Below are 19,367 nucleotides of genomic sequence, written 5' to 3'. Positions count from 1 at the left end.
TAACGGATATAATTTTATTGATTTATACTTTTTTAAACGGATGCTATTTAAGGATCTACATAATTTTTATGCATGTAAAACAAGTAAAGGTATTTTAGTTCCGTAGCTAATATCATCATCTTCAGTTCCATAAATAAAACGATCAATAAAGGATGTGGATTCTATAAATAAAGCATGTACGTCAAAATTTAACAATTGTATGGCCGCATTAATAGCAACGGGTACAGGAAGATGCTGAATACTATAGTAATCAAAAGGAATCTCTAAAAATAGAGTAGCTAAAGCAGTTTTATGCTGCTGTTTTTCTTCTTGATTCGAGTTGATGTCTAAGATGCTTAAAGAAGCTTTTTGTAATTTTAAAAGTTCGGTAAGCGGTTTTATTTTATCTGTTTTAAAATCTTTACATTGTTCCGTTGAGAACAAAACGGAATGGATAGGTTTAAAATTGTAATTTTCAGGAATCACGAGAACAGGACAATCTACTTCTCTAATAACATTTAAGGTATTGCTGCCAAAAATTGCTTCTTTTATTGCTGTGGCACCGTTACTACCCATAATAATAAGGTCTATATTTTCTGAAATAATCACCTTTTTTAGGGCATCAGTTAAAGAATTGGTATCAAAAAATACTTTAAATGTAAAATTTTGATTTTTGTTTTCTTCCTTTAACTGGAGAACTAATTCATTCAATTCTTTTTTTTTCCTTTTTTTTTCTGATTGATAATTATTAGTCTTTTCAGAAGTTGCCATTAAAACATCAACAATGAGTTTAGATTCTTTTTGAACATATAAAATAGAAAAGGAACACGACGAATTTTCATATAATTGCATGGTATATCTTATGGCATGAATAGAGTTTGCAGAGAAATCTGTGGGTAAAAGAATATGTTTCATGGTATCGTAATTTTTCTAAAAATACCAAAGAATCAAGAAATGTAAAATGATAAGCATCATTATGAATTCGCGTTTTAAAATATCCATGATACCAATTTAGACATAGTATATCATTATAAATCGTTTCTTTTTCGCTTACTTTTTGTTAAAAAAACGACTCTAACAAAGGCAATGCTTTATTTTTTACCTGTATTTAAAGAAAAAGTACAAGGCATAATCTATTAAATCTTGTTAATTTGTACTATGCAATGCATAGTACTGTAACAAAATATGGATAGTTTCGTCTACATAGTATATTAATCATTTAAATTTTAAACAATGAAGACAATCAAAACATTACTATTCGGAATCTTAATAACATTTAGCAGCCAAATATTTGCAAATACAATGGGAACATTGCCAAAAGATAGCCTTACCTTACAGGAACAAGTCAAAAAATTATTAAATATAGACGAAACATCGGTTTATCAAGATATCGTTGTAAATGTCGAATTTAAATTAAATGAGCATAACGAAATTACCGTAATGTCGGTTGATTCTGAAGATTTTGAGATTATTAGGTTCATAAAAACCTCATTAAATAAAAAAACACTTTCAATAGACAAAGCAAGTACATCTAAACTGTATTCAATTCCTGTAAAATTTATAGCACACAAAACAAAACATTCCTAATAATATTTCTATGGGATGAGGTATCATTATTTTAAGAACTCCTTTATAAGAGTTTTAACTAGTAAAAATGTTACGGACTCAAAAGTACAAGCAGTTGAAACATATCAAGTGTTCATAAATCCTTTCTTTTTCGTTTACTTTTATCAAAAAAAAATGCAACCAAAATAGGGTTGCATTTTACTATTTTATTTATCGCCCTAAATTAAGCAGAATTTCTACTCGCATTAATATTACCAAATAAAGAACGCATCACCATTTTTTCAAAGACTTCTATTTCTTCAGCGTTTCCTTCGGTTTTTTGCAATTCTTGAATTTGCTTTAATGCATACTGCTGTATCGTGAGTAGCGGCAGTACAATACTTTCTCTTATTGCTATTGATGCTTTTCCTACCGGATAATTTTCCATCAATTCTTTGTGCCCGGTTAATTTTAATAGTAAGCGTTTTGTAATGGTATATTCTTCAAAAATTAACTTCCAAAAATCTCCAAAAACTGCATCATTCGCCATGTAAGCAGTTAAACCAAAGAATGATTTTGTTAAACTCATCATACTATTTTCTAGCAAGGTTTTAAAGAAATCTGACGCATTGTAAAACTCTACAATCTCATCAAAACGATTGGCATCTTCATACTTTTTTAGCGCAGTTCCTACACCAAAAAAGCCGGGGACATTTTGTTTTAACTGACTCCAACTTCCTACAAATGGAATGGCTCTTAACGAAGAAAAATCTAGGGTATCAGAATTAGAACGCTTACTAGGTCTGCTACCAATATTTGTTTTTGCATAATATTTTAAGGTACTCATTTGCTCTAAATACGGCAAAAACTGCGGATGATTTTTAAAATCAACGTAGGTTTTATAACTCGTTTTTGCCAAATCATCTATAATAGTTCTGTGTGAATCATTTAATTGATCTTTTGTGAAAACCTCATTTTTAATTCCAGAACTTATTAATTGCTCCAAATTATATTGAGATGAGTTTAGAGTCCCAAAATTAGAGCTAATGGTTTGACCTTGAATTGTTAATTGAATTTCCTTGTCTTCAATTGTTGGTCCTAAAGAAGCATAAAATTGGTGTGTTTTTCCGCCACCTCTTGCAGGAGGTCCGCCACGACCGTCAAAGAAAATAACTTCAATATCAAATTCTCTAGAAATTTTTGTAAGCGCTTCTTTTGCTTTAAAAATACCCCAATTTGCCATTAAATAACCACCGTCTTTTGTTCCGTCGGAAAACCCTAACATAATGGTTTGTTTATTTTTTCTTTTCGATAAATGGTATCGATAACTATTGTTGGTATATAAAGTGCGCATTACATCACTCGCATTTTCTAAATCATCGACAGTTTCAAAAAGCGGAATGACGTCTACAGGGAGTTCATTTTCAAAACCACATAAATTGAGCATCGCAAAAGTTTGCATTACATTTAATGCAGATTGATTGTTACTAATAATGTATCGATTTGCGCCACGTTCTCCATTTCTCTTTTGAATCGTTTTAAGGGCATAAATTGATTCTATGGTACTTATAGACATCTCATCAGACAACATTTTAGGATCTATATTTCCTTTTGTGACTGCTAAAATTTCAATTTGCTCTTTTTCTGATAACTGATGATAGTTTTCAGGAAACGTCGTATCGCCGGCGCTTATTAAATCATCTACAATCTGTGTAAATGCTTTGTGATGCACTCTACTATCTTGTCGAATATCTAGCGTAGCAAAGTGAAAACCGAAAATACGTACCTTGTTAATAAAGTCATTTAATTCTTCAATAAATAAAGAGTCGTGCTTGTCTACAACAATTTCTCTCGCCGCATATAATTCTTCTAATAGTATTTTTTGAGAAAAATTAACCTTGCTATAGCTTCTAATAACATGTTTGTATAAGCGTTTTTCTATTTGAGATAAAATTTCTTGAACACCATCAAAAGTAAAGCGTCTTTTTAAACTTCTTATATCACCATAATAACTTCTTAAAATCGCCTGACGTAATTTTTCGGCTACGTCTAAGGTTATTTGAGTTGTAACAAAAGGGTTTCCGTCTCTATCGCCTCCAGGCCAAAAACCAAGATCTATAATTTCATTTTCTATAGGATGACCATCATAGATATTGTGCTGAATATAATTGTATATTTCAGGAACAGAATGATAAAACACGTTTTCTAAATACCAAATTAAACTGATGGCCTCATCATAAGGTGTTGGTTTCGTTTTTTTATAAAAGGGTGTTTTTCCTAATTGCGCCAACAATTTTTTGATTAATAATAAATCGTCATTTTGAATGGCTTTATCTAAATCTGTAATAATACCTAAAACAGAACCTGGATAAAATTGTGTAGGGTGTGCTGTTAAAACAATGCGAACCTTAAAATCTTCTAAATGCTTTTTGAGGGCTTCTTTTTTATCACTTAAAAAGGCAGTTTCTTTAGAATTACGCAGGGTACCAAAACCGTCCATATTATTTACAATCGGAAAAGCAGCGTCTTCAATGGCATCAAATAAAACTACTTGGCGTTCTATATATTGAATGAATTGAAACAGTAAATCCTTTTTATCTTTTTTATTTAAAGTATCTAGATATTTATAGAAAAACTGCTCTACAATTTCTGTAGGATTATTTCCTTCTTTAAAACCTTTTTCGCAAATTTTATGAAACAGCGGCAGTAATACTCCCGTATTATCAATTTTATCAAAAGGAAGGGTGATAAATATGCTGTTGTAAATTTGATATTTAGACAACACATTGTCATTAAATCTCGTCAATTTTGGTAATGCAGACATATTTTTTTTGTTTTATACCGTGAAATTACAAAAAACAAAAAGTAAAGAACATAGCTTTTTACGAATAATGTTTTAAAAATCTACGAAAACGATATAAATATAGCTGATTTTTATGTAGATGTTTAATTTCTAGTAAAAGTATTGAATTTGTTTTTTTATTCAATAGGTTGAACAGAAAGTGGGTTCTGGCATTGCAAGTTCCAACGAGTTGGATCGTTTTCTAGTAAAAATCCTTTTAGCAAATTTCGATCTTGATATCTTTTATAATCATCAAAAATATAAGCAGAAGGAGTATTCCTAAGATTATTAGAATCTATAGACATTCGATTCAAATCTAAGTCTAAAAGATCCACATAAACGAAATTAAAATTAGTAAGTTGTAATTTTTTGTTGATGGCAGAAAAACCATTTTTATCACTTATAGCTTTAGAAAACGTATAAATACTTGCAGGTTTGTTTGATAAATTTATGTTCTTTTTTTGAGCATTAACAGCAATACTAAAAAGAGAAATTATAACTAAAAATGAGCCTTTGGTTTTCATATTTTTTTAGATTTTCATCAAAATTAATTATCAAAAATGATACACGTTATTTTTCATTAAAAGTTTGTAAACCTTCTTGCAACCAATTATAATAGGTGTCTCTGTCTGTATATTGCTGTGCACTATTTAAAACTTCTAAATCTGGACTTAATAAAACATAATAAGGCTGTGAGGCATTTTTAAAATTGATGACCTGAAACGTAGACCATTTATCGCCAACCGTTCGTATTTTTTTTACCTTTCCGTTTGGTTTTAAAAAATCGAATTGTTCTGCTTCTGGCAATTGCTTTTCATTATCATCTACATACAGAGAAATCAGAATATAATCCTCTTTTAAAACTTGATACACATCTAATTCGCTCCAAACATTTTCCTCCATTTTTCTGCAGTTTACGCAAGCCCAACCTGTAAAATCTAATAAAATAGGTTTGTTAACTTCAATCGCTTTTGCCAAACCTTCATCAAAATCCTTATAACAATCTAAACCTAAAGGGCAATCGCTTTCTTGCGCATACAAACTGTAAAATTGAGGAGGAGGAAAACCACTTAAAAGACTTAAATTCCATGTAGGGTTTTTTAAAACTCCTGGCGCCATATAAACCACAAAAGCAACCACCAAAACACCAAATGAAATACGAAAAAAGGATAGTTTTTTGATCGGTGAATCATGCGGGAATTTTATTTTACCGAACAAATACAAACCTAATCCGATAAAAATTACAATCCAAATTCCCATAAATACTTCCCGTTTTAAGAAATCCCAGTGCGCCACTAAATCTGCATTTGACAAAAATTTAAAAGCCAAAGCCAATTCTAAAAACCCTAAAACTACTTTTGTGGTATTTAACCATCCGCCCGATTTTGGCAAAGAATTTAACCAACTCGGAAACAGCGCAAACAACGCAAAAGGCAATGCCAATGCCAAACCAAAACCAGTCATACCAGCGGTTAATTGCATAGCACCACCATCTGAAGTTAAAGAACCAGCTAATAAAGATCCTAAAATAGGACCTGTACAAGAAAAGGAAACAATTGCCAAGGTTAATGCCATAAAGAAAATACCAATAAGACCGCCCACAGAAGAAGCTGAATCCATTTTATTTCCCCAAGAACTTGGTAGCGTTATTTCATAAAAGCCAAAGAAAGAAAATGCAAAAAAGACCAAAACCACAAAAAAGAAAATGTTTAACCAAACGTTTGTAGAAATGGTATTTAATATTTCTGGATCTAAATTATCTAAAAAGTGAAAAGGAAGACTCAATAAAATATAGATAATTACAATAAAAAATCCGTATAAAATTGCATTAAAAATTCCTTTGCTTTTATGTTGCGATTGTTTGGTGAAAAACGATACTGTTAAAGGAATCATCGGGAACACACATGGGGTTAAAAGTGCTAACAAACCGCCAATAAAACCGAGAAAAAAGATGCTGAATAATCCGTTTGAACTTTCGGAACCTGTATCTGTTGTGTTTTTTAAAAGTGATGTATTTTTTAAATCTAATTTTAATTTTTTAGCTAGAATTTTACTTTTGTCATCAATTGTAATGTCTTCTTTAATTTCGTTTCCAAGCAAAGAAATGGTAAAATTTTCATCAATATTAATACAAGCTGTTTCGCAAACCTGACCAAAGAAATTTAGTTTGATACTCGTAATTTCTTTGTTTGTTAATTGAATTCTTTGGGTAATAATTGCTTTGTTTTTAAAAACAATTTCTTCTTTTTCCCAAGTTTCTGAATATTTTTTAAAGGTATCTTTTTCATCCGCCTTACCAACTAATTTATAATCTGTGGTAGCATCTGGAATGGTAATTTCTAGCGGAAGAGAAGCATCTTCAGGATTGTATTGCGAGTATAAATACCAACCTTTATATAATGTTGCGCTAAAAATAATATCATATTCTGTGTCCGATATTTTTTTTACAGAGGTTTCAATTTTTATGGGATTATCTTGTGTTTGCGCATTTAAAAATAAAGAGAATAATAAGATAAAAAGTGCTATAAATTTCTTCATTATAATGTTGTAATTTTTAAGTAATTCTTGGTGGATAATTTTGATGAAAATCGCCTGTCTTGTCTATAATTAATCACCCAAATAAGTTCATTTTTAGCACTGCAAAGTAACCAAGTGGTTTCTTTTTCAATAAGAGAAAACTTTTCGTCTTTAAAAAATTTACTCAACTTCTTTTTTCCTTGCATTCCTGTTGGATAAAGATAGTCTCCAATTTTCCATTTTCTTATGGTTAATGGATACTTTAACAAATCTTTATCAACATAAATAGTTTGGTTGTTTTCTGTTGATTTTTTAGTAACTTCTTCAAAATTTAAGTGAATTGGGTTTGTAATTTCTAATTCATCTTCGTTAATATCAAAAGACCTTTCGACTGCGCTCAAGGTGACATCTGTCTTTTTTGATACAATTAAAAAGTCTCTGTCCTTTAATAAACGGTGTGTTTTAGAAAAAACTTGTTTGCCTGATTGTGCTGACAGCAAATGGTAAACATCATTCCATTCTGTAAAATTATATGCTTTTAATAATTGATACAAATAGGCTTTTGGGTTCGAGAGTTGCTGTATTTTTGCAATATTTATTTTAGCAATAGCCTCTTTTTTTTCAATTACTTCGGATGAAATATCATCAATTCGATCTTCAAGAATTTGTTGACTTTCTTGCAAATTTTTCAGAGTTTTTCCAAAAGAGGAAAGTAAACTTGGGTTGATTTCTTTTAAAATAGGAACAACTTGATGTCTAATTTTATTCCGAATATATTTTGTTGATGCATTACTCGCATCTTCTCTCCAATGTATATCATTTTCTTGAGCATACGTTAAAATTTCTGCTCTAGAAAAAGGTAAAAGTGGTCTGATAATATTTCCGTTAATTGCCGGAATTCCTGTAAAACCTTCTAATCCAGAACCTCTTGTTAAATTGATTAAAAAAGTTTCTAAATTATCATCTGCATGGTGCGCCGTTAATATATAATCGAAATTGTGTTTTTCAACTAATTCTTGAAACCAATTATAACGCAATTCTCTTGCAGCAATTTGGGTAGAAAGTTGATGCTTTTTTGCATATTCCTCTGTTTTAAATTTTTTTATAAAAATCTGATTAGACGTTTTTTGAGATAAATTATAGACAAATTCTTCATCTAAATCACTAGCAGCTCCTCTTAATTGAAAGTTGCAATGTGCTAAAGAAATTGGATACTTTAATTCAGAAAAAAGATGTGTTGAAACCACCGAATCCAATCCTCCAGAAATAGCAATCAGTATTTTTTTACCCTTTAAAAAAGGGAAATTGCTGTTGATATGTTTTGTGAATTTTTGTATCATTTTAAGGGGTAAAAATACGAAAATTAAAAATGAATAAGATAACGTTATAAGACCTCACAGGTTTTTAAAACCTGTGAGGTCTATGATAAAATTAAAGTTGAGAATTCAACCAATCAACAACATCTTGTAACATTTCTTCTTTACATAAATCATTATGCAATTCGTGATAACCGCCTTTATATAATTTTAGTACTGCGTGGTCAGTATTATTTGCGAATTCTTGTGTTCCTTGATAATCAATGATTTTATCATCGGTTCCGTGTACTAAAAACATAGGAGTTTTTAATTTGTTGGCATTTCCAATCGCCCATTGACCAGATTCAATAAAGGTTAATGAAAAATTAGGACTTATTTGATCATGCACCAAAGGATCCTTTATATATTTTTGAACTTCTATAGGATCTCTAGAAACAGCATGGGCATCTAATTCATTACCCATCGTTATGGACGGAGCAATTTTTTGTAAGATTTTACCCATTGCTAATTTAATTTTAGGAGGCTCAAAAGCCAATTTTAAAAACGGACTTGTAGCTACAATGCCTTTTAAATCATGCTTTTTTCTGATGGCATAATTGATCACCGCATTACCACCCATAGAATGCCCATATAAAAAAATCGGTTTGTTTGGAAAGAGTTCTGTGGCTTTTTCTATCGTTGTTGAAATACTTTTTAAAACCGCTTCAAAACTCGGATTATGACCTCTTTTTCCAGTTGTTTTTCCATGACCAAAATGATCAAAAGCGACTACAGAAAAATCATGATCCGTCAACTTTTCCGCAACATGTTGATAGCGCCCAGAATGTTCTCCCATTCCATGCACTAAAACAACAACTGCTTTTGTGTTTTCTCCTTGCCAATATTGACCGTAAAATTCGGTATTGTAAATATTAAAATTGAATTCTTTGTGTGTCATGTTTGGCGATGTGTTTTATGTTTGTCTAAATAATCTCCTTTTTTATCCTCAGTCTATAGAGCTTGCCGATGGGCAAAACAAAAGATCCGTAGGGTTGTCAATATCATATAAATACTGATGGGCTTTAGATTCTTTTTTACAGAATGGCTCTATTAGTTTTACCATATTCTTAAAACCCTCTAAGGTTAAAATACAAAAAAAAGTTTGGTTGTCTTTGGTAAGAATTCCTTCATCAGATTTAAACAACCCGAAAATTAAATTACAATTACGGGGCGTTATAAAATCGAATTGTGCCAAATCTAGTTTTTGTTTTTTTTCGATAACAGTCTCTATTAAAAGAGATCTAAATTGAATGGCTTCTGCTTTGTTAAAGTTATAAAGACGAACAATATTTTCTTTGAGACCATTATAATTTTCTATGTAATCTAATTCCATTTTTCTTGATTAGCCAATGATATTCGTTTGAATTCTGCGTGCGTTCATTTCTGCAATATTCACAATTGAAATACTTTCGGGGCATTCTACTTCGCATGCGCCTGTAAATGTACAATTTCCAAAACCTTCTTTTTCCATTTGATACGTCATTTCTGCCACACGTTTATGTTCTTCGGCTTTTCCTTGCGGTAAACTGTTAAGGTGGTTAATTTTTGCAGCAGTAAATAGGGCAGCAGATGCATTTTTACAAGTCGCCACACAAGCGCCACAGCCTATGCAGGCGGCAGCATCCATAGCACGATCTGAAATTTCTTTAGGTACGGGAATGGCATTGGCTTCTGGAGCAGTACCCGTTTTTGAGCTGATAAAAGCACCTTGTTCTATAATTCGATCAAAAGCAGAACGGTCTACAACTAAATCTTTAATAATCGGGAATGAGCTTGCGCGCCAAGGTTCAACCACAATAGTATCGCCATCTTTAAAACTACGCATGTGCAATTGACAAGTGGTTATATGATCATGCGGGCCATGTGCTCTACCGTTAATAAAAACACCGCATTGCCCACAAATACCTTCTCTACAATCATATTCAAAAGCAATGACTTTTTCGTTTTTAAGAACCAATAATTCATTTAGATGATCTAAAGCTTCTAGAAAAGACATGTCTTCCGTTAAACCATCTACTTCGTATTTTTTTATGGCTCCTTTATCTTTTGGACTTTCTTGTCGCCAAATTTTAAATGTTATTTTCATACTATATTACTTATAGCTTCTTACAGAAGGTTGTACAAATTCAAATTCTAAAGCTTCTTTATGTAATTTAAAATCGCCCTGATGATATGCCCAAGCAGAAACATAAGAAAACTCTTTATCCTTACGAACTGCTTCGCCTTCTTCCGTTTGAAACTCTTCTCTAAAATGAGCACCACAAGATTCCTCACGTTCTAAAGCATCCGTGCACATCAAAATTCCTAATTCAATGAAATCTGCCAAACGCAGGGCTTTTTCTAATTCCGTATTCATTTCTTTATCATCTCCGGTAACTTTTACATCCTCCCAAAACTGATCTCTAATGGTTTTAATTTGAGAAATTGCTTTTTCTAAACCCGCTTTGTTTCTGCTCATGGCGCATTCTTGCCACATTACTTTGCCTAATTCTCTATGAAAATGATCTACTGTTTTTGTGCCATTGATAGCAAGTACTTTTTGAATGTTTGCTTTGGTTTCTTTTTCAGCTTTTTCAAATTCCGGGTGATTTGTTGTTATGGTTGTTGTTTTTATTTCGGAAGCCAAATAATTATTAATGGTATTTGGTAATATAAAATAACCATCAACACTAGCTTGTAATAATGAATTAGCACCTAATCTATTGGCTCCATGGTCAGAAAAATTACATTCTCCGATAGCATATAAACCAGGAATTGTTGTCATCAGTTCGTAATCTACCCAAAGCCCGCCCATAGAGAAGTGTGCTGCTGGTGAAATTTGCATGGGTTCTTTATAAGCATCAATACCTGTAATTTTTTTATACATTTTAAAGAGATTTCCATAGCGATCTTCAATGGTTTCTATTCCAAATTTTTCAATAGCATGTTTAAAATCTAGGTACACCGAGTTTTTTAAGCGACCAACGCCAAAACCTGCATCAATTCGTTCTTTTGCTGCACGCGATGCAATATCGCGAGGCGCCAAATTACCAAAACTAGGGTAACGTCTTTCTAAGTAATAATCGCGTTCTTCTTCAGGAATTTCATTCGCTTTTCTAGTATCTGCTTTCATTTTTGGAACCCAAATACGACCATCATTTCTGAGTGATTCAGACATTAAGGTGAGTTTAGATTGAGCCTCACTAGATTGTGGCAGTGCTGTTGGATGAATTTGAGTAAAGCTTGGCGCTCCAAATAAGGCGCCTTTTTTATGAGCTTTCCATAAAGCACTTCCGTTGCACCCAATGGCTAAAGTTGACAATCTAAAGACACGAGAATATCCTCCGGTAGCCAATACTACGGCATCTGCAGCAAAACGTTTTAATTCGCCAGTAACTAAATCTCGAACAATGATGCCTTTTGCTTTTCCATCAATGACCACTAAGTCTAGCATTTCGCTACGCGGAAACATTTCAACTTTTTTAGCACGAACCATTTTATACAATTGTGAATACGCGGCTAAAAGTAGTTGTTGACCAGTTTGTCCACGTGCATAAAATGTTCGCTGTACTTGTACACCACCAAAACTTCGATTGACTAAGGTTCCTCCATATTCTCTTGCAAACGGAACTCCTTGCTGCACATAATGATCAATAAGCGGAGCAGATAATTCTGCTAATCGATAGGTGTTGGCTTCTCGAGACCTAAAGTCACCACCTTTTAAAGTGTCATAAAACATGCGATATACACTATCGCCATCGTGCTGATAGTTTTTTGCAGCATTGATGCCTCCTTGAGCAGCTACAGAATGCGCCCGTCTTGCTGAATCTTGGTAGCAAAAACATTTTACATCATACCCCAATTCGGCTAAAGTTGCTGCAGCACCAGCGCCAGATAATCCAGAACCCACAACAAGAATATTTAGTTTTTTCTTATTTGCCGGATTTATCAACTGCGATTTTACTTGATAGTTACGCCATTTATCTTCGAGTTTTCCTTCAGGTATTTTTGAATCTAATTTCATATGCTAACTATTTGAGGTACACAATAAACGGAATGATGGCAAAACCAATGCCCATTATTACTGCATATATCAAGGCTATTTTTGCCAAAATTTTCAACCCTTTTTTATGATAAAATCCTAAAGTTTTAAAGGCACTTTTTAATCCGTGATGCAAGTGCAATGCCAACGGAACAGAAATTAATGTATAAAATATAACAAAATAGATGTTTTGAAATAGGCTATAAGTTACTGCATAAACATCTTTATTTCCATGCGCATCAAAACCTACTTCTTCTCCTAATCCTAGTTTTATACGTGCCCAAAAATTGGCAAGGTGGATAATGATAAAAATTAAAATAAGCATTCCTAAAATGCCCATGTTTTTTGAAGTCCATGTGCTATTTTCTTTGGAATTATCAACAACATATTTTTGAGGTTTTGCTTTTCGATTTTTAAGCGTTATGATGAAAGCGTAAAAAGCATGAAGAATAATGGAGAGATACAAAACATACGCAATGATTTTAATAAAGGGACTTTCTCGTAACGTTGTAGAATAGGCGTTGTATACATCTCTAGCAATATGTTCTGGTAATAACAAAATACAATTTGCAGAGAGATGAACAATCAAAAAAATACATAAAAATAGACCTGTCAGTGCAATGATTGATTTTTTGAAAAACATCGGTTATCTGTATTTTTAAATGATTATGAAAATGCTTAATGCTATGTTTTAGACTTATAATGAAATGTTTATTTGTAAGCGATACATTGTTAGTAGTAATGCTATAATCCGAAAGGTGGATTGTTTATTAAAAAATCTGTTTTAGATTTTTCTTTATTTATAAATTTTATTATAACTTCAGGAGTTTTATATATTTTTAAATGTTTATCGTAAATGCTTTTTAAAAAACTTCCAGACGCACTACAACTAACAATGTTTATATCACATTGCTTTTTATTTTCATTTTTGGAATCTAATCTCTTAATCATAATTTATTTTTTATCTATTAATATTTATCTTAATTTAAGCAACATGGCACACACCTATCAGTTAATTACTCTTGTATGCCTCTATTATTAGAAAACTTGAGAACAAACAAAGGCTACATGCGTTTGTATAAAAATCTACGATATTTCAAATATAAATTTAACCAATTTAATTGTATAATGTTGTACTAATAAATTGATTTTTTTTTTGATGGATTAGAAAGAATGAGTAGAGTTTCTCTAAAATAGTTCTTTATGTATTAAAAGTAAGCGAAAAAGAAATGCTTTAGTACCGTTTTATGAACATAAATGCGCATAAATCATATCTAAATACTTCTTTTCCGCTATGAGTTTATGAGAATAGGATATTCTTTTTATTTTTTTACCTTCGTTTCAAACGGATTGAAAAGGAATAAATACCCTATCCTTCTTTATTTTAACCTGTACTTTTTAATCCACCAGAGAGTGCATTTACCAGTAATAAAAGCATTAACAATAATTTATTGCTTTCCTCTGGATTGCTTTCTTTCTGCGCTCTCCAATTTTTTAACGATTCTATTTGAATTGCATGCAATACTTCTAAGGCCTCTTTTCTAAGTTTGTTGTTTTCTAGTTTAGAGATTCTTCTTTCTTCTACAGATGCACTCATCAAGTTTTCAATTTGCTGCAGACAAAGGTTATAATCCGTTAGTATAAGCTCCATGAGTTCATTTTTAACACTAGGATCTTGTACTAAATCTGCAAAAACTTTCATGATGTTGGTATCAGAATTTAGCAGATTTGTTTCTATTTGAATCAAGTCATACTTTAAGAAAAGCCAATTTTGCGCTTCTTTTTTTAAATACTCAAAATCTTCTGGGTACTGTTCTGCTAATTTTCCAAGTGCGGCGCCTGTTCCAAACCATCCTGTAAGATTAAATCTTGATTGGTTCCAGCTGAATACCCATGGTATAGAACGAAGATCGTTCAATGATCTTTGTCCGGTTCTACGGGCTGGTCTAGAACCAATTTTACTTTGTTCTAAGACATCTATTGGAGTAGCTTGACTGTAAAATTCTATAAACTTCGGATGGTCTAACAATTGTCTATAATTACTTCTAGACATTTCTACAAGACGATCCATGATATCGTATAATTTTTCGTTTTTAGTCTCGTTAGTAGAGATCATCGCCTGACGGGCTGTACCAGAAACCAACATTTCTAAATTATAACTAGCATTTAAACGATTCGCAAATTGATCGGCAATAGTTTCACCTTGTACCGTTACTTTTATATGACCACTCATAGCGCCAGCAGGCATACTTTCTAAGAAACGATGAATTTTTCCACCACCTCTACTAATGGTACCACCTCTACCATGAAAAAAGCAAAGATCAATTCCGAGTTGTTTTCCTACTGCGGTAAGATTTTCTTCTGCCTTATAAATAGTCCATCGGCTGGTTAAAATTCCGCCATCCTTATTACTATCACTATAGCCCAACATCACCTCTTGCACTAAAGCTTTTTTACTTTTTAGCACTTCTTGCACAATGGGATGTGTTAAGTAGGCTTTCAGTATTTCTGGACCAGCAATCAAGTCATCAATAGTTTCTAGTAATGGTACAACTGGTAAATTATCGTCTTTTAAACCTACTTCTCTTAAGAATAGAAAAACAACCATTAAATCACTTAAACTACGCGTCATACTTACAATTACAGAACCAATACCATCGGTTCCGTGCAGCATTACATACTCCTTAATGGCTCTAAAATATCCAAGAAGATTGTCAGCTTCTGGTCCGCATGAAGTTCCAGCCACCAAAAATGGACGGTTGCTAATTAGTTCTTGATTGATAAAAGACAATCTTTTTTCTTCGTTCCAGTTTGCATAATCTGAATCTGCAGCGCCAGAAGCTTTTAGTATTTGGCTTATTGCTTTCTCATGATACTCACTGTTTTGCCTAATATCTAACTTTGCTAAATGAAAGCCAAAACAATCTAGAGATCGTTCGATCGGTAAAAGGCATTCTATATTGATTTGATTTGCGCCTAACTGAATTAAAAGTTGTCTTAACTTCTTTAATTCTGCAGCTAAATCTGCTGGTCTGTTATAATAGCAAGATGCATCAAGATCAAAACGTTCGTTAATGGTATTTTGTAAACGTACAATTAACAAATTAATGAACTGGCGAAGAGGTTCAGAAGGGTTGCGTTCTAACGCTTTTTGTCCTTCTTCATCTAATTTTTCTGCAGTTGCTTTTAAATCAAGAATAAATGTTGTTGGAATGTCATTTAGATATTCTGAAAAACTTAGTTGTTTTGCAAGCTCAACTAGTTTTTTCATCATAATTTTCAAAGCCGATTGGCGATGAAGTTTTAGCGTAGATGCCGTAAAATCTGGGGTAACATAGGGATGACCATCTCGATCTCCACCAACCCAACTACCAAATTCTATTTTAGGAAATTGTTCTGGATTTTCTAATAATTCCTTTGAAAATCCCATATAATTCCATGCATTCAGCAAACGCTCATCGGCTAAATGTAAGGCTTTTGGGAATACATTTTCAAAGTAATGCATTACATTGCTGCGTTCATCTTCTAATCTTGGTTTTTGTAGATAAATCTCTCCAGTTCGCCACCAACGTTCTAACAAACTTTTTATTTCTTGTCGTATTATTGAGCGTTCTGCTTGAGACCAAAGAGGATTTTCATTTTTTACCAATAATTTATAGAGTTCTCTATGAATATCTAAAACCGTTAATCTTTTTGCTTCGGATGGGTGTGCCGTTAGCACAGGCATTACCTTAACTTTTGGTAATAATTTTGCAATTTCTTGCTCATTAATGCCCGATGTTTGCCAAGACTTTAAAGTTTCTCCCCAAGATCCACGGATACTTTCTAAGCCATTCTGGCTCTCTGTTTTTCTCCGAAATTGAGCGGCGGCATTTTCTTCTACTGAATTAAGAAGTTCAAAATAAATACCGATTACTTGTGCTACTTTTTCATCTTGAATGTCAGTATGTTTTATAGATGAATGATCATTTTCTTGAGGAATCATTTCGGCTAAATCTTCTTCTCCTACAGATTGGAGCATTTCCTTAAATATGGAAATTAGATAAGCAAAATCTGTTCTAATTTTTTGCAACCCTTCGGATTCCAATGTTTTTGTTTTTTTCTTCATTCGTTTTTATTATGTTGAGCAAAATTAGAGAATCAAAAAGTTCTCTTTTATGATTAAAATCATATTTGAATGCTAATTTAATTGAAAATAATTTTTTAAAAAAATCGTGCGCTGGGAATTCGAAAAAAAAAGAGCCTTTTAATCTAGTGAGCTTCTAACCAATTAGATCCTGTCCCAATTTCTACATCCAAAGGTATATTCATCTTAAAAGCATTTTCCATTTCGAATTTAATAATGGGTTTAATGGTTTCTAATTCTTCTTTATAAACATCAAAAACTAGTTCATCATGCACTTGTAATAGCATTTTAGATTTAAAATTTTCTTCCTCAAAACGATTGTGAATGTTAATCATCGCTATTTTTATAATGTCAGCAGCCGAACCTTGAATAGGAGCATTTACCGCATTTCTTTCCGCAGCACCTCTCACCACAGCGTTTCTAGAATTGATATCTTTTAAATAGCGCCGTCTATTTAAAACAGTTTCTACATAACCGTGCTCGCGCGCAAAATCTACTTGTGCAGACATGTAAGCTTTTAACTTTGGATAGGTTTCATAATAGGTGTCAATTAATTCTTTGGCTTCACTTCTACTTAAATCCGTTTGATTGCTCAACCCAAAAGCAGAAACTCCGTAAACAATACCAAAATTTACTGTTTTAGCATTGCTTCTTTGTTCGCGTGTAACTTCATCTAACGGAACGTTAAAAACTTTTGCAGCGGTAGATGCGTGAATATCCTCGCCATTTTTAAAAGCACGTATCATTGTTTCCTCTTCACTTAAAGCTGCAATAATTCGCAACTCAATCTGGCTATAATCCGCCGCTAATAAAATATAATTTTCATTTCTTGGAATAAATGCTTTACGAACTTCACGACCGCGTTCTGTTCTAATCGGTATGTTTTGTAAATTAGGATTGTTAGAACTTAACCTTCCTGTTGCCGCAACTGCTTGCATATATTGCGTATGAATTCTCCCTGTTTTTGGGTTGATTTCAATGGGTAATGCATCTACATAGGTACTTTGTAATTTTTTATATTGACGATATTCTTGAATATCTCTAATAATTTTATGGTCTTTTGCCAAATAAGATAAGATATCTTCGCCTGTTTTATATTGACCTGTTTTGGTCTTTTTAGGCTTATCAACCAATTTCATATTTTCGAATAAAACAATCCCTAATTGTTTTGGCGAAGCAATATTGAATTCTTCTCCTGCCATTTCGAAAATATTTTTTTCCAAACGGTTAATGTCATCGGTTAAAGCAACAGATAATTCGTTCAGAAATTCTGTGTTGATGTTAATTCCTTCGATTTCCATGGACGTTAAAACAGAAACAAGCGGCAATTCGACTTCTTCAAATAATTTAATTACATTTCCATTCTCTAATTCTTTTGTAAAATGTTCTTTTAGTTGGTAGGTAATATCGGCATCTTCAACGGCATATTCGGTTTGATCTGCAATTGGAACCACACGCATAGAAAGTTGATTCTTACCTTTTTTACCAATCAATTCTGAGATAGAAACAGGTTGATAATTTAAATAGGTTTCTGCTAAAATATCCATATTATGGCGCATATCTGGATTGATGAGGTAATGCGCAATCATCGTATCAAATAATTTGCCTTTTACAGGCATCGCATAATTGGATAATACTTTGATATCATATTTTAGGTTATGACCAATTTTTTCGATTTCATCGGATTCAAAGAACGGTCTAAATTCTTCTAAAATAGTTTTTGTTTCGTCTTGATTTTCTGGAAAAGAAACATAATATCCTTTGCCAGCTTCAAAAGAAAACGCAATTCCGATTAACTCAACTTCCAAGGCTTTTAAACCCGTCGTTTCTGTGTCAAAACAGACAGAAGTTTGTTGCATTAATTTTTGCAATAATAATTTTCTTGCGAAGGCAGTATTTATATGTTGATAAAAATGATTGGTATTTTCAATAGATTTAAACCCTGATGCAGTTTCTGCTTTGGTCATATTTCCTGCGCCTGGAGCTGCAAATAAATCAAATTGACCTGCTACTACTGAAGCTGCTTTGTTATATTTTGATTTTTCTAATGCAGCAGAAGTACTATTTTTAGCCGTTTTTGGGGTGTTTTTAATTGTTTCGGTGTCAAATGTTTTTAAGAAATTGGTTAGTAGATTCCTGAATTCTAGTTCGTTAAAAATCTCAGTAACTTTCTCAAGATTTGGTTGGTTTAATTCAAAATCTTTGGCATGAAAAGATACAGGAACATCTAGCATAATGGTTGCCAATTTCTTAGAAAGTAAGCCTAATTCTTTGGCGCCTTCTACTTTCTCTTTCATTTTTCCTTTTAGCTCATGGGTATTTGCTAACAAATTTTCTACAGTACCATAGGCAGCTAAAAATTTTTTGGCTGTTTTTTCGCCAACCCCAGGTAACCCAGGAATATTGTCTGAAGCGTCTCCGATCATTCCTAAATAATCAATGACTTGTAAAGGATCTGTTATTCCGAATTTTGCTAACACTTCAGGAACGCCCCAAATATCATAACCACCACCAAAACGGGGTTTATACATAAAAATATTTTCAGAAACCAATTGTGCAAAATCCTTATCTGGTGTTACCATAAAAGTTTGGTAGCCTTCTTTTTCTGCTTGTTTAGATAGTGTACCAATAACATCATCTGCTTCAAAACCTTCTTTTACCATGATGGGGATGTGCATGGCTTTTAAAATCTCTTTAATATAAGGTATGGCTAATTTTATAGCTTCTGGAGTTGCATCTCTGTTGGCTTTATAGGCTTCAAACATCTCTACCCTGTCAGCACTTCCTCCTTGATCAAAACAAACGGCTAAATGATCGGGTCTTTCTCGTTTAATAACATCTAAAAGAGAGTTCATAAAACCCATGATGGCGGAGGTATCTAATCCTTTCGAATTGATTCTGGGGTTTTTAATAAAAGCGTAATATCCGCGAAAAATTAATGCATATGCATCTACTAAAAAAACTCTTTTTTGATCTGCCATT

14 protein-coding genes are annotated in these 19,367 nt (G+C 32.6%); 1 reads left to right on the top strand and 13 read right to left on the bottom strand.

Annotated elements, in window-relative coordinates:
- Window positions 1-66: 66 nt before the first annotated feature.
- Window positions 67-894 carry a universal stress protein gene (locus tag K8354_RS14825; protein ID WP_223442136.1) on the bottom strand — a complete coding sequence of 276 codons (828 nt, stop codon included), beginning with the start codon at window positions 892-894 and terminating at the stop codon, window positions 67-69.
- Between the two features lie 318 nt (window positions 895-1,212).
- Here K8354_RS14825 and K8354_RS14820 point away from each other — a divergent pair, with 318 nt between their 5' ends.
- Window positions 1,213-1,566: a hypothetical protein gene (locus K8354_RS14820; RefSeq protein ID WP_223442133.1), complete on the top strand. Its 354-nt coding sequence runs from the start codon at window positions 1,213-1,215 to the stop codon at window positions 1,564-1,566.
- Window positions 1,567-1,768: 202 nt separating this feature from the next.
- Here K8354_RS14820 and K8354_RS14815 read toward each other — a convergent pair whose 3' ends face one another.
- The 12 genes from K8354_RS14815 to polA form a co-directional block, all read right to left on the bottom strand.
- Complete coding sequence (locus K8354_RS14815; RefSeq protein ID WP_223442130.1) at window positions 1,769-4,348, bottom strand: phosphoenolpyruvate carboxylase; 2,580 nt, start codon at window positions 4,346-4,348, stop codon at window positions 1,769-1,771.
- A gap of 155 nt (window positions 4,349-4,503) precedes the next feature.
- Window positions 4,504-4,890: a hypothetical protein gene (locus K8354_RS14810; RefSeq protein WP_223442128.1), complete on the bottom strand. Its 387-nt coding sequence runs from the start codon at window positions 4,888-4,890 to the stop codon at window positions 4,504-4,506.
- A gap of 46 nt (window positions 4,891-4,936) precedes the next feature.
- On the bottom strand, window positions 4,937-6,904 hold the full coding sequence (locus K8354_RS14805; RefSeq protein ID WP_223442125.1) for a protein-disulfide reductase DsbD family protein: 1,968 nt from the start codon (window positions 6,902-6,904) through the stop codon (window positions 4,937-4,939).
- Complete coding sequence (gene tilS, locus K8354_RS14800) at window positions 6,904-8,223, bottom strand: tRNA lysidine(34) synthetase TilS (RefSeq protein ID WP_223442122.1); 1,320 nt, start codon at window positions 8,221-8,223, stop codon at window positions 6,904-6,906. The genes K8354_RS14805 and tilS overlap by 1 nt, the downstream gene beginning before the upstream one ends.
- 91 nt (window positions 8,224-8,314) lie before the next feature.
- Window positions 8,315-9,136: an alpha/beta hydrolase gene (locus K8354_RS14795; protein ID WP_223442111.1), complete on the bottom strand. Its 822-nt coding sequence runs from the start codon at window positions 9,134-9,136 to the stop codon at window positions 8,315-8,317.
- Window positions 9,137-9,184: 48 nt separating this feature from the next.
- The gene (locus tag K8354_RS14790; protein ID WP_223442108.1) at window positions 9,185-9,571 is read right to left on the bottom strand and encodes a hypothetical protein; all 387 of its coding nucleotides are present in this window, start codon (window positions 9,569-9,571) and stop codon (window positions 9,185-9,187) included.
- Between the two features lie 9 nt (window positions 9,572-9,580).
- Window positions 9,581-10,324: a succinate dehydrogenase/fumarate reductase iron-sulfur subunit gene (locus K8354_RS14785; protein ID WP_223442105.1), complete on the bottom strand. Its 744-nt coding sequence runs from the start codon at window positions 10,322-10,324 to the stop codon at window positions 9,581-9,583.
- Window positions 10,325-10,330: 6 nt separating this feature from the next.
- The gene (locus K8354_RS14780; protein WP_223442102.1) at window positions 10,331-12,241 is read right to left on the bottom strand and encodes a fumarate reductase/succinate dehydrogenase flavoprotein subunit; all 1,911 of its coding nucleotides are present in this window, start codon (window positions 12,239-12,241) and stop codon (window positions 10,331-10,333) included.
- Between the two features lie 7 nt (window positions 12,242-12,248).
- The gene (locus tag K8354_RS14775) at window positions 12,249-12,902 is read right to left on the bottom strand and encodes a succinate dehydrogenase cytochrome b subunit (protein ID WP_223442099.1); all 654 of its coding nucleotides are present in this window, start codon (window positions 12,900-12,902) and stop codon (window positions 12,249-12,251) included.
- A 101-nt stretch (window positions 12,903-13,003) separates the two neighbouring features.
- On the bottom strand, window positions 13,004-13,210 hold the full coding sequence (locus K8354_RS14770) for a hypothetical protein (RefSeq protein ID WP_223442096.1): 207 nt from the start codon (window positions 13,208-13,210) through the stop codon (window positions 13,004-13,006).
- Window positions 13,211-13,643: 433 nt separating this feature from the next.
- Entirely contained in the window at window positions 13,644-16,367 is a 2,724-nt protein-coding gene (locus tag K8354_RS14765) for a phosphoenolpyruvate carboxylase (RefSeq protein ID WP_223442092.1), read from the bottom strand.
- A 143-nt stretch (window positions 16,368-16,510) separates the two neighbouring features.
- Window positions 16,511-19,366, bottom strand: coding sequence for a DNA polymerase I (gene polA, locus K8354_RS14760; RefSeq protein WP_223442089.1), 2,856 nt, complete (start codon window positions 19,364-19,366; stop codon window positions 16,511-16,513).
- Between the last annotated feature and the right edge of the window lies 1 nt (window position 19,367).

Source organism: Polaribacter litorisediminis, from assembly GCF_019968605.1.
GTDB classification, from domain to species: domain Bacteria; phylum Bacteroidota; class Bacteroidia; order Flavobacteriales; family Flavobacteriaceae; genus Polaribacter; species Polaribacter litorisediminis.
The sequence above is the reverse complement of the archived record's forward strand: the minus strand, read 5'-3'. Positions and strand labels throughout refer to the sequence as shown.

What these genes read in the sequence shown, in the direction of transcription:
- K8354_RS14790 (WP_223442108.1), bottom strand. Translation starts at nt 9,571, where the DNA reads ATGGAATTAGATTACATAGAAAATTATAATGGTCTCAAAGAAAATATT.
- K8354_RS14810 (WP_223442128.1), bottom strand. Translation starts at nt 4,890, where the DNA reads ATGAAAACCAAAGGCTCATTTTTAGTTATAATTTCTCTTTTTAGTATT.
- K8354_RS14820 (WP_223442133.1), top strand. Translation starts at nt 1,213, where the DNA reads ATGAAGACAATCAAAACATTACTATTCGGAATCTTAATAACATTTAGC.
- K8354_RS14765 (WP_223442092.1), bottom strand. Translation starts at nt 16,367, where the DNA reads ATGAAGAAAAAAACAAAAACATTGGAATCCGAAGGGTTGCAAAAAATT.
- polA (WP_223442089.1), bottom strand. Translation starts at nt 19,366, where the DNA reads ATGGCAGATCAAAAAAGAGTTTTTTTAGTAGATGCATATGCATTAATT.
- K8354_RS14785 (WP_223442105.1), bottom strand. Translation starts at nt 10,324, where the DNA reads ATGAAAATAACATTTAAAATTTGGCGACAAGAAAGTCCAAAAGATAAA.
- K8354_RS14780 (WP_223442102.1), bottom strand. Translation starts at nt 12,241, where the DNA reads ATGAAATTAGATTCAAAAATACCTGAAGGAAAACTCGAAGATAAATGG.
- K8354_RS14770 (WP_223442096.1), bottom strand. Translation starts at nt 13,210, where the DNA reads ATGATTAAGAGATTAGATTCCAAAAATGAAAATAAAAAGCAATGTGAT.
- K8354_RS14815 (WP_223442130.1), bottom strand. Translation starts at nt 4,348, where the DNA reads ATGTCTGCATTACCAAAATTGACGAGATTTAATGACAATGTGTTGTCT.
- K8354_RS14805 (WP_223442125.1), bottom strand. Translation starts at nt 6,904, where the DNA reads ATGAAGAAATTTATAGCACTTTTTATCTTATTATTCTCTTTATTTTTA.
- K8354_RS14825 (WP_223442136.1), bottom strand. Translation starts at nt 894, where the DNA reads ATGAAACATATTCTTTTACCCACAGATTTCTCTGCAAACTCTATTCAT.
- K8354_RS14775 (WP_223442099.1), bottom strand. Translation starts at nt 12,902, where the DNA reads ATGTTTTTCAAAAAATCAATCATTGCACTGACAGGTCTATTTTTATGT.
- K8354_RS14795 (WP_223442111.1), bottom strand. Translation starts at nt 9,136, where the DNA reads ATGACACACAAAGAATTCAATTTTAATATTTACAATACCGAATTTTAC.
- tilS (WP_223442122.1), bottom strand. Translation starts at nt 8,223, where the DNA reads ATGATACAAAAATTCACAAAACATATCAACAGCAATTTCCCTTTTTTA.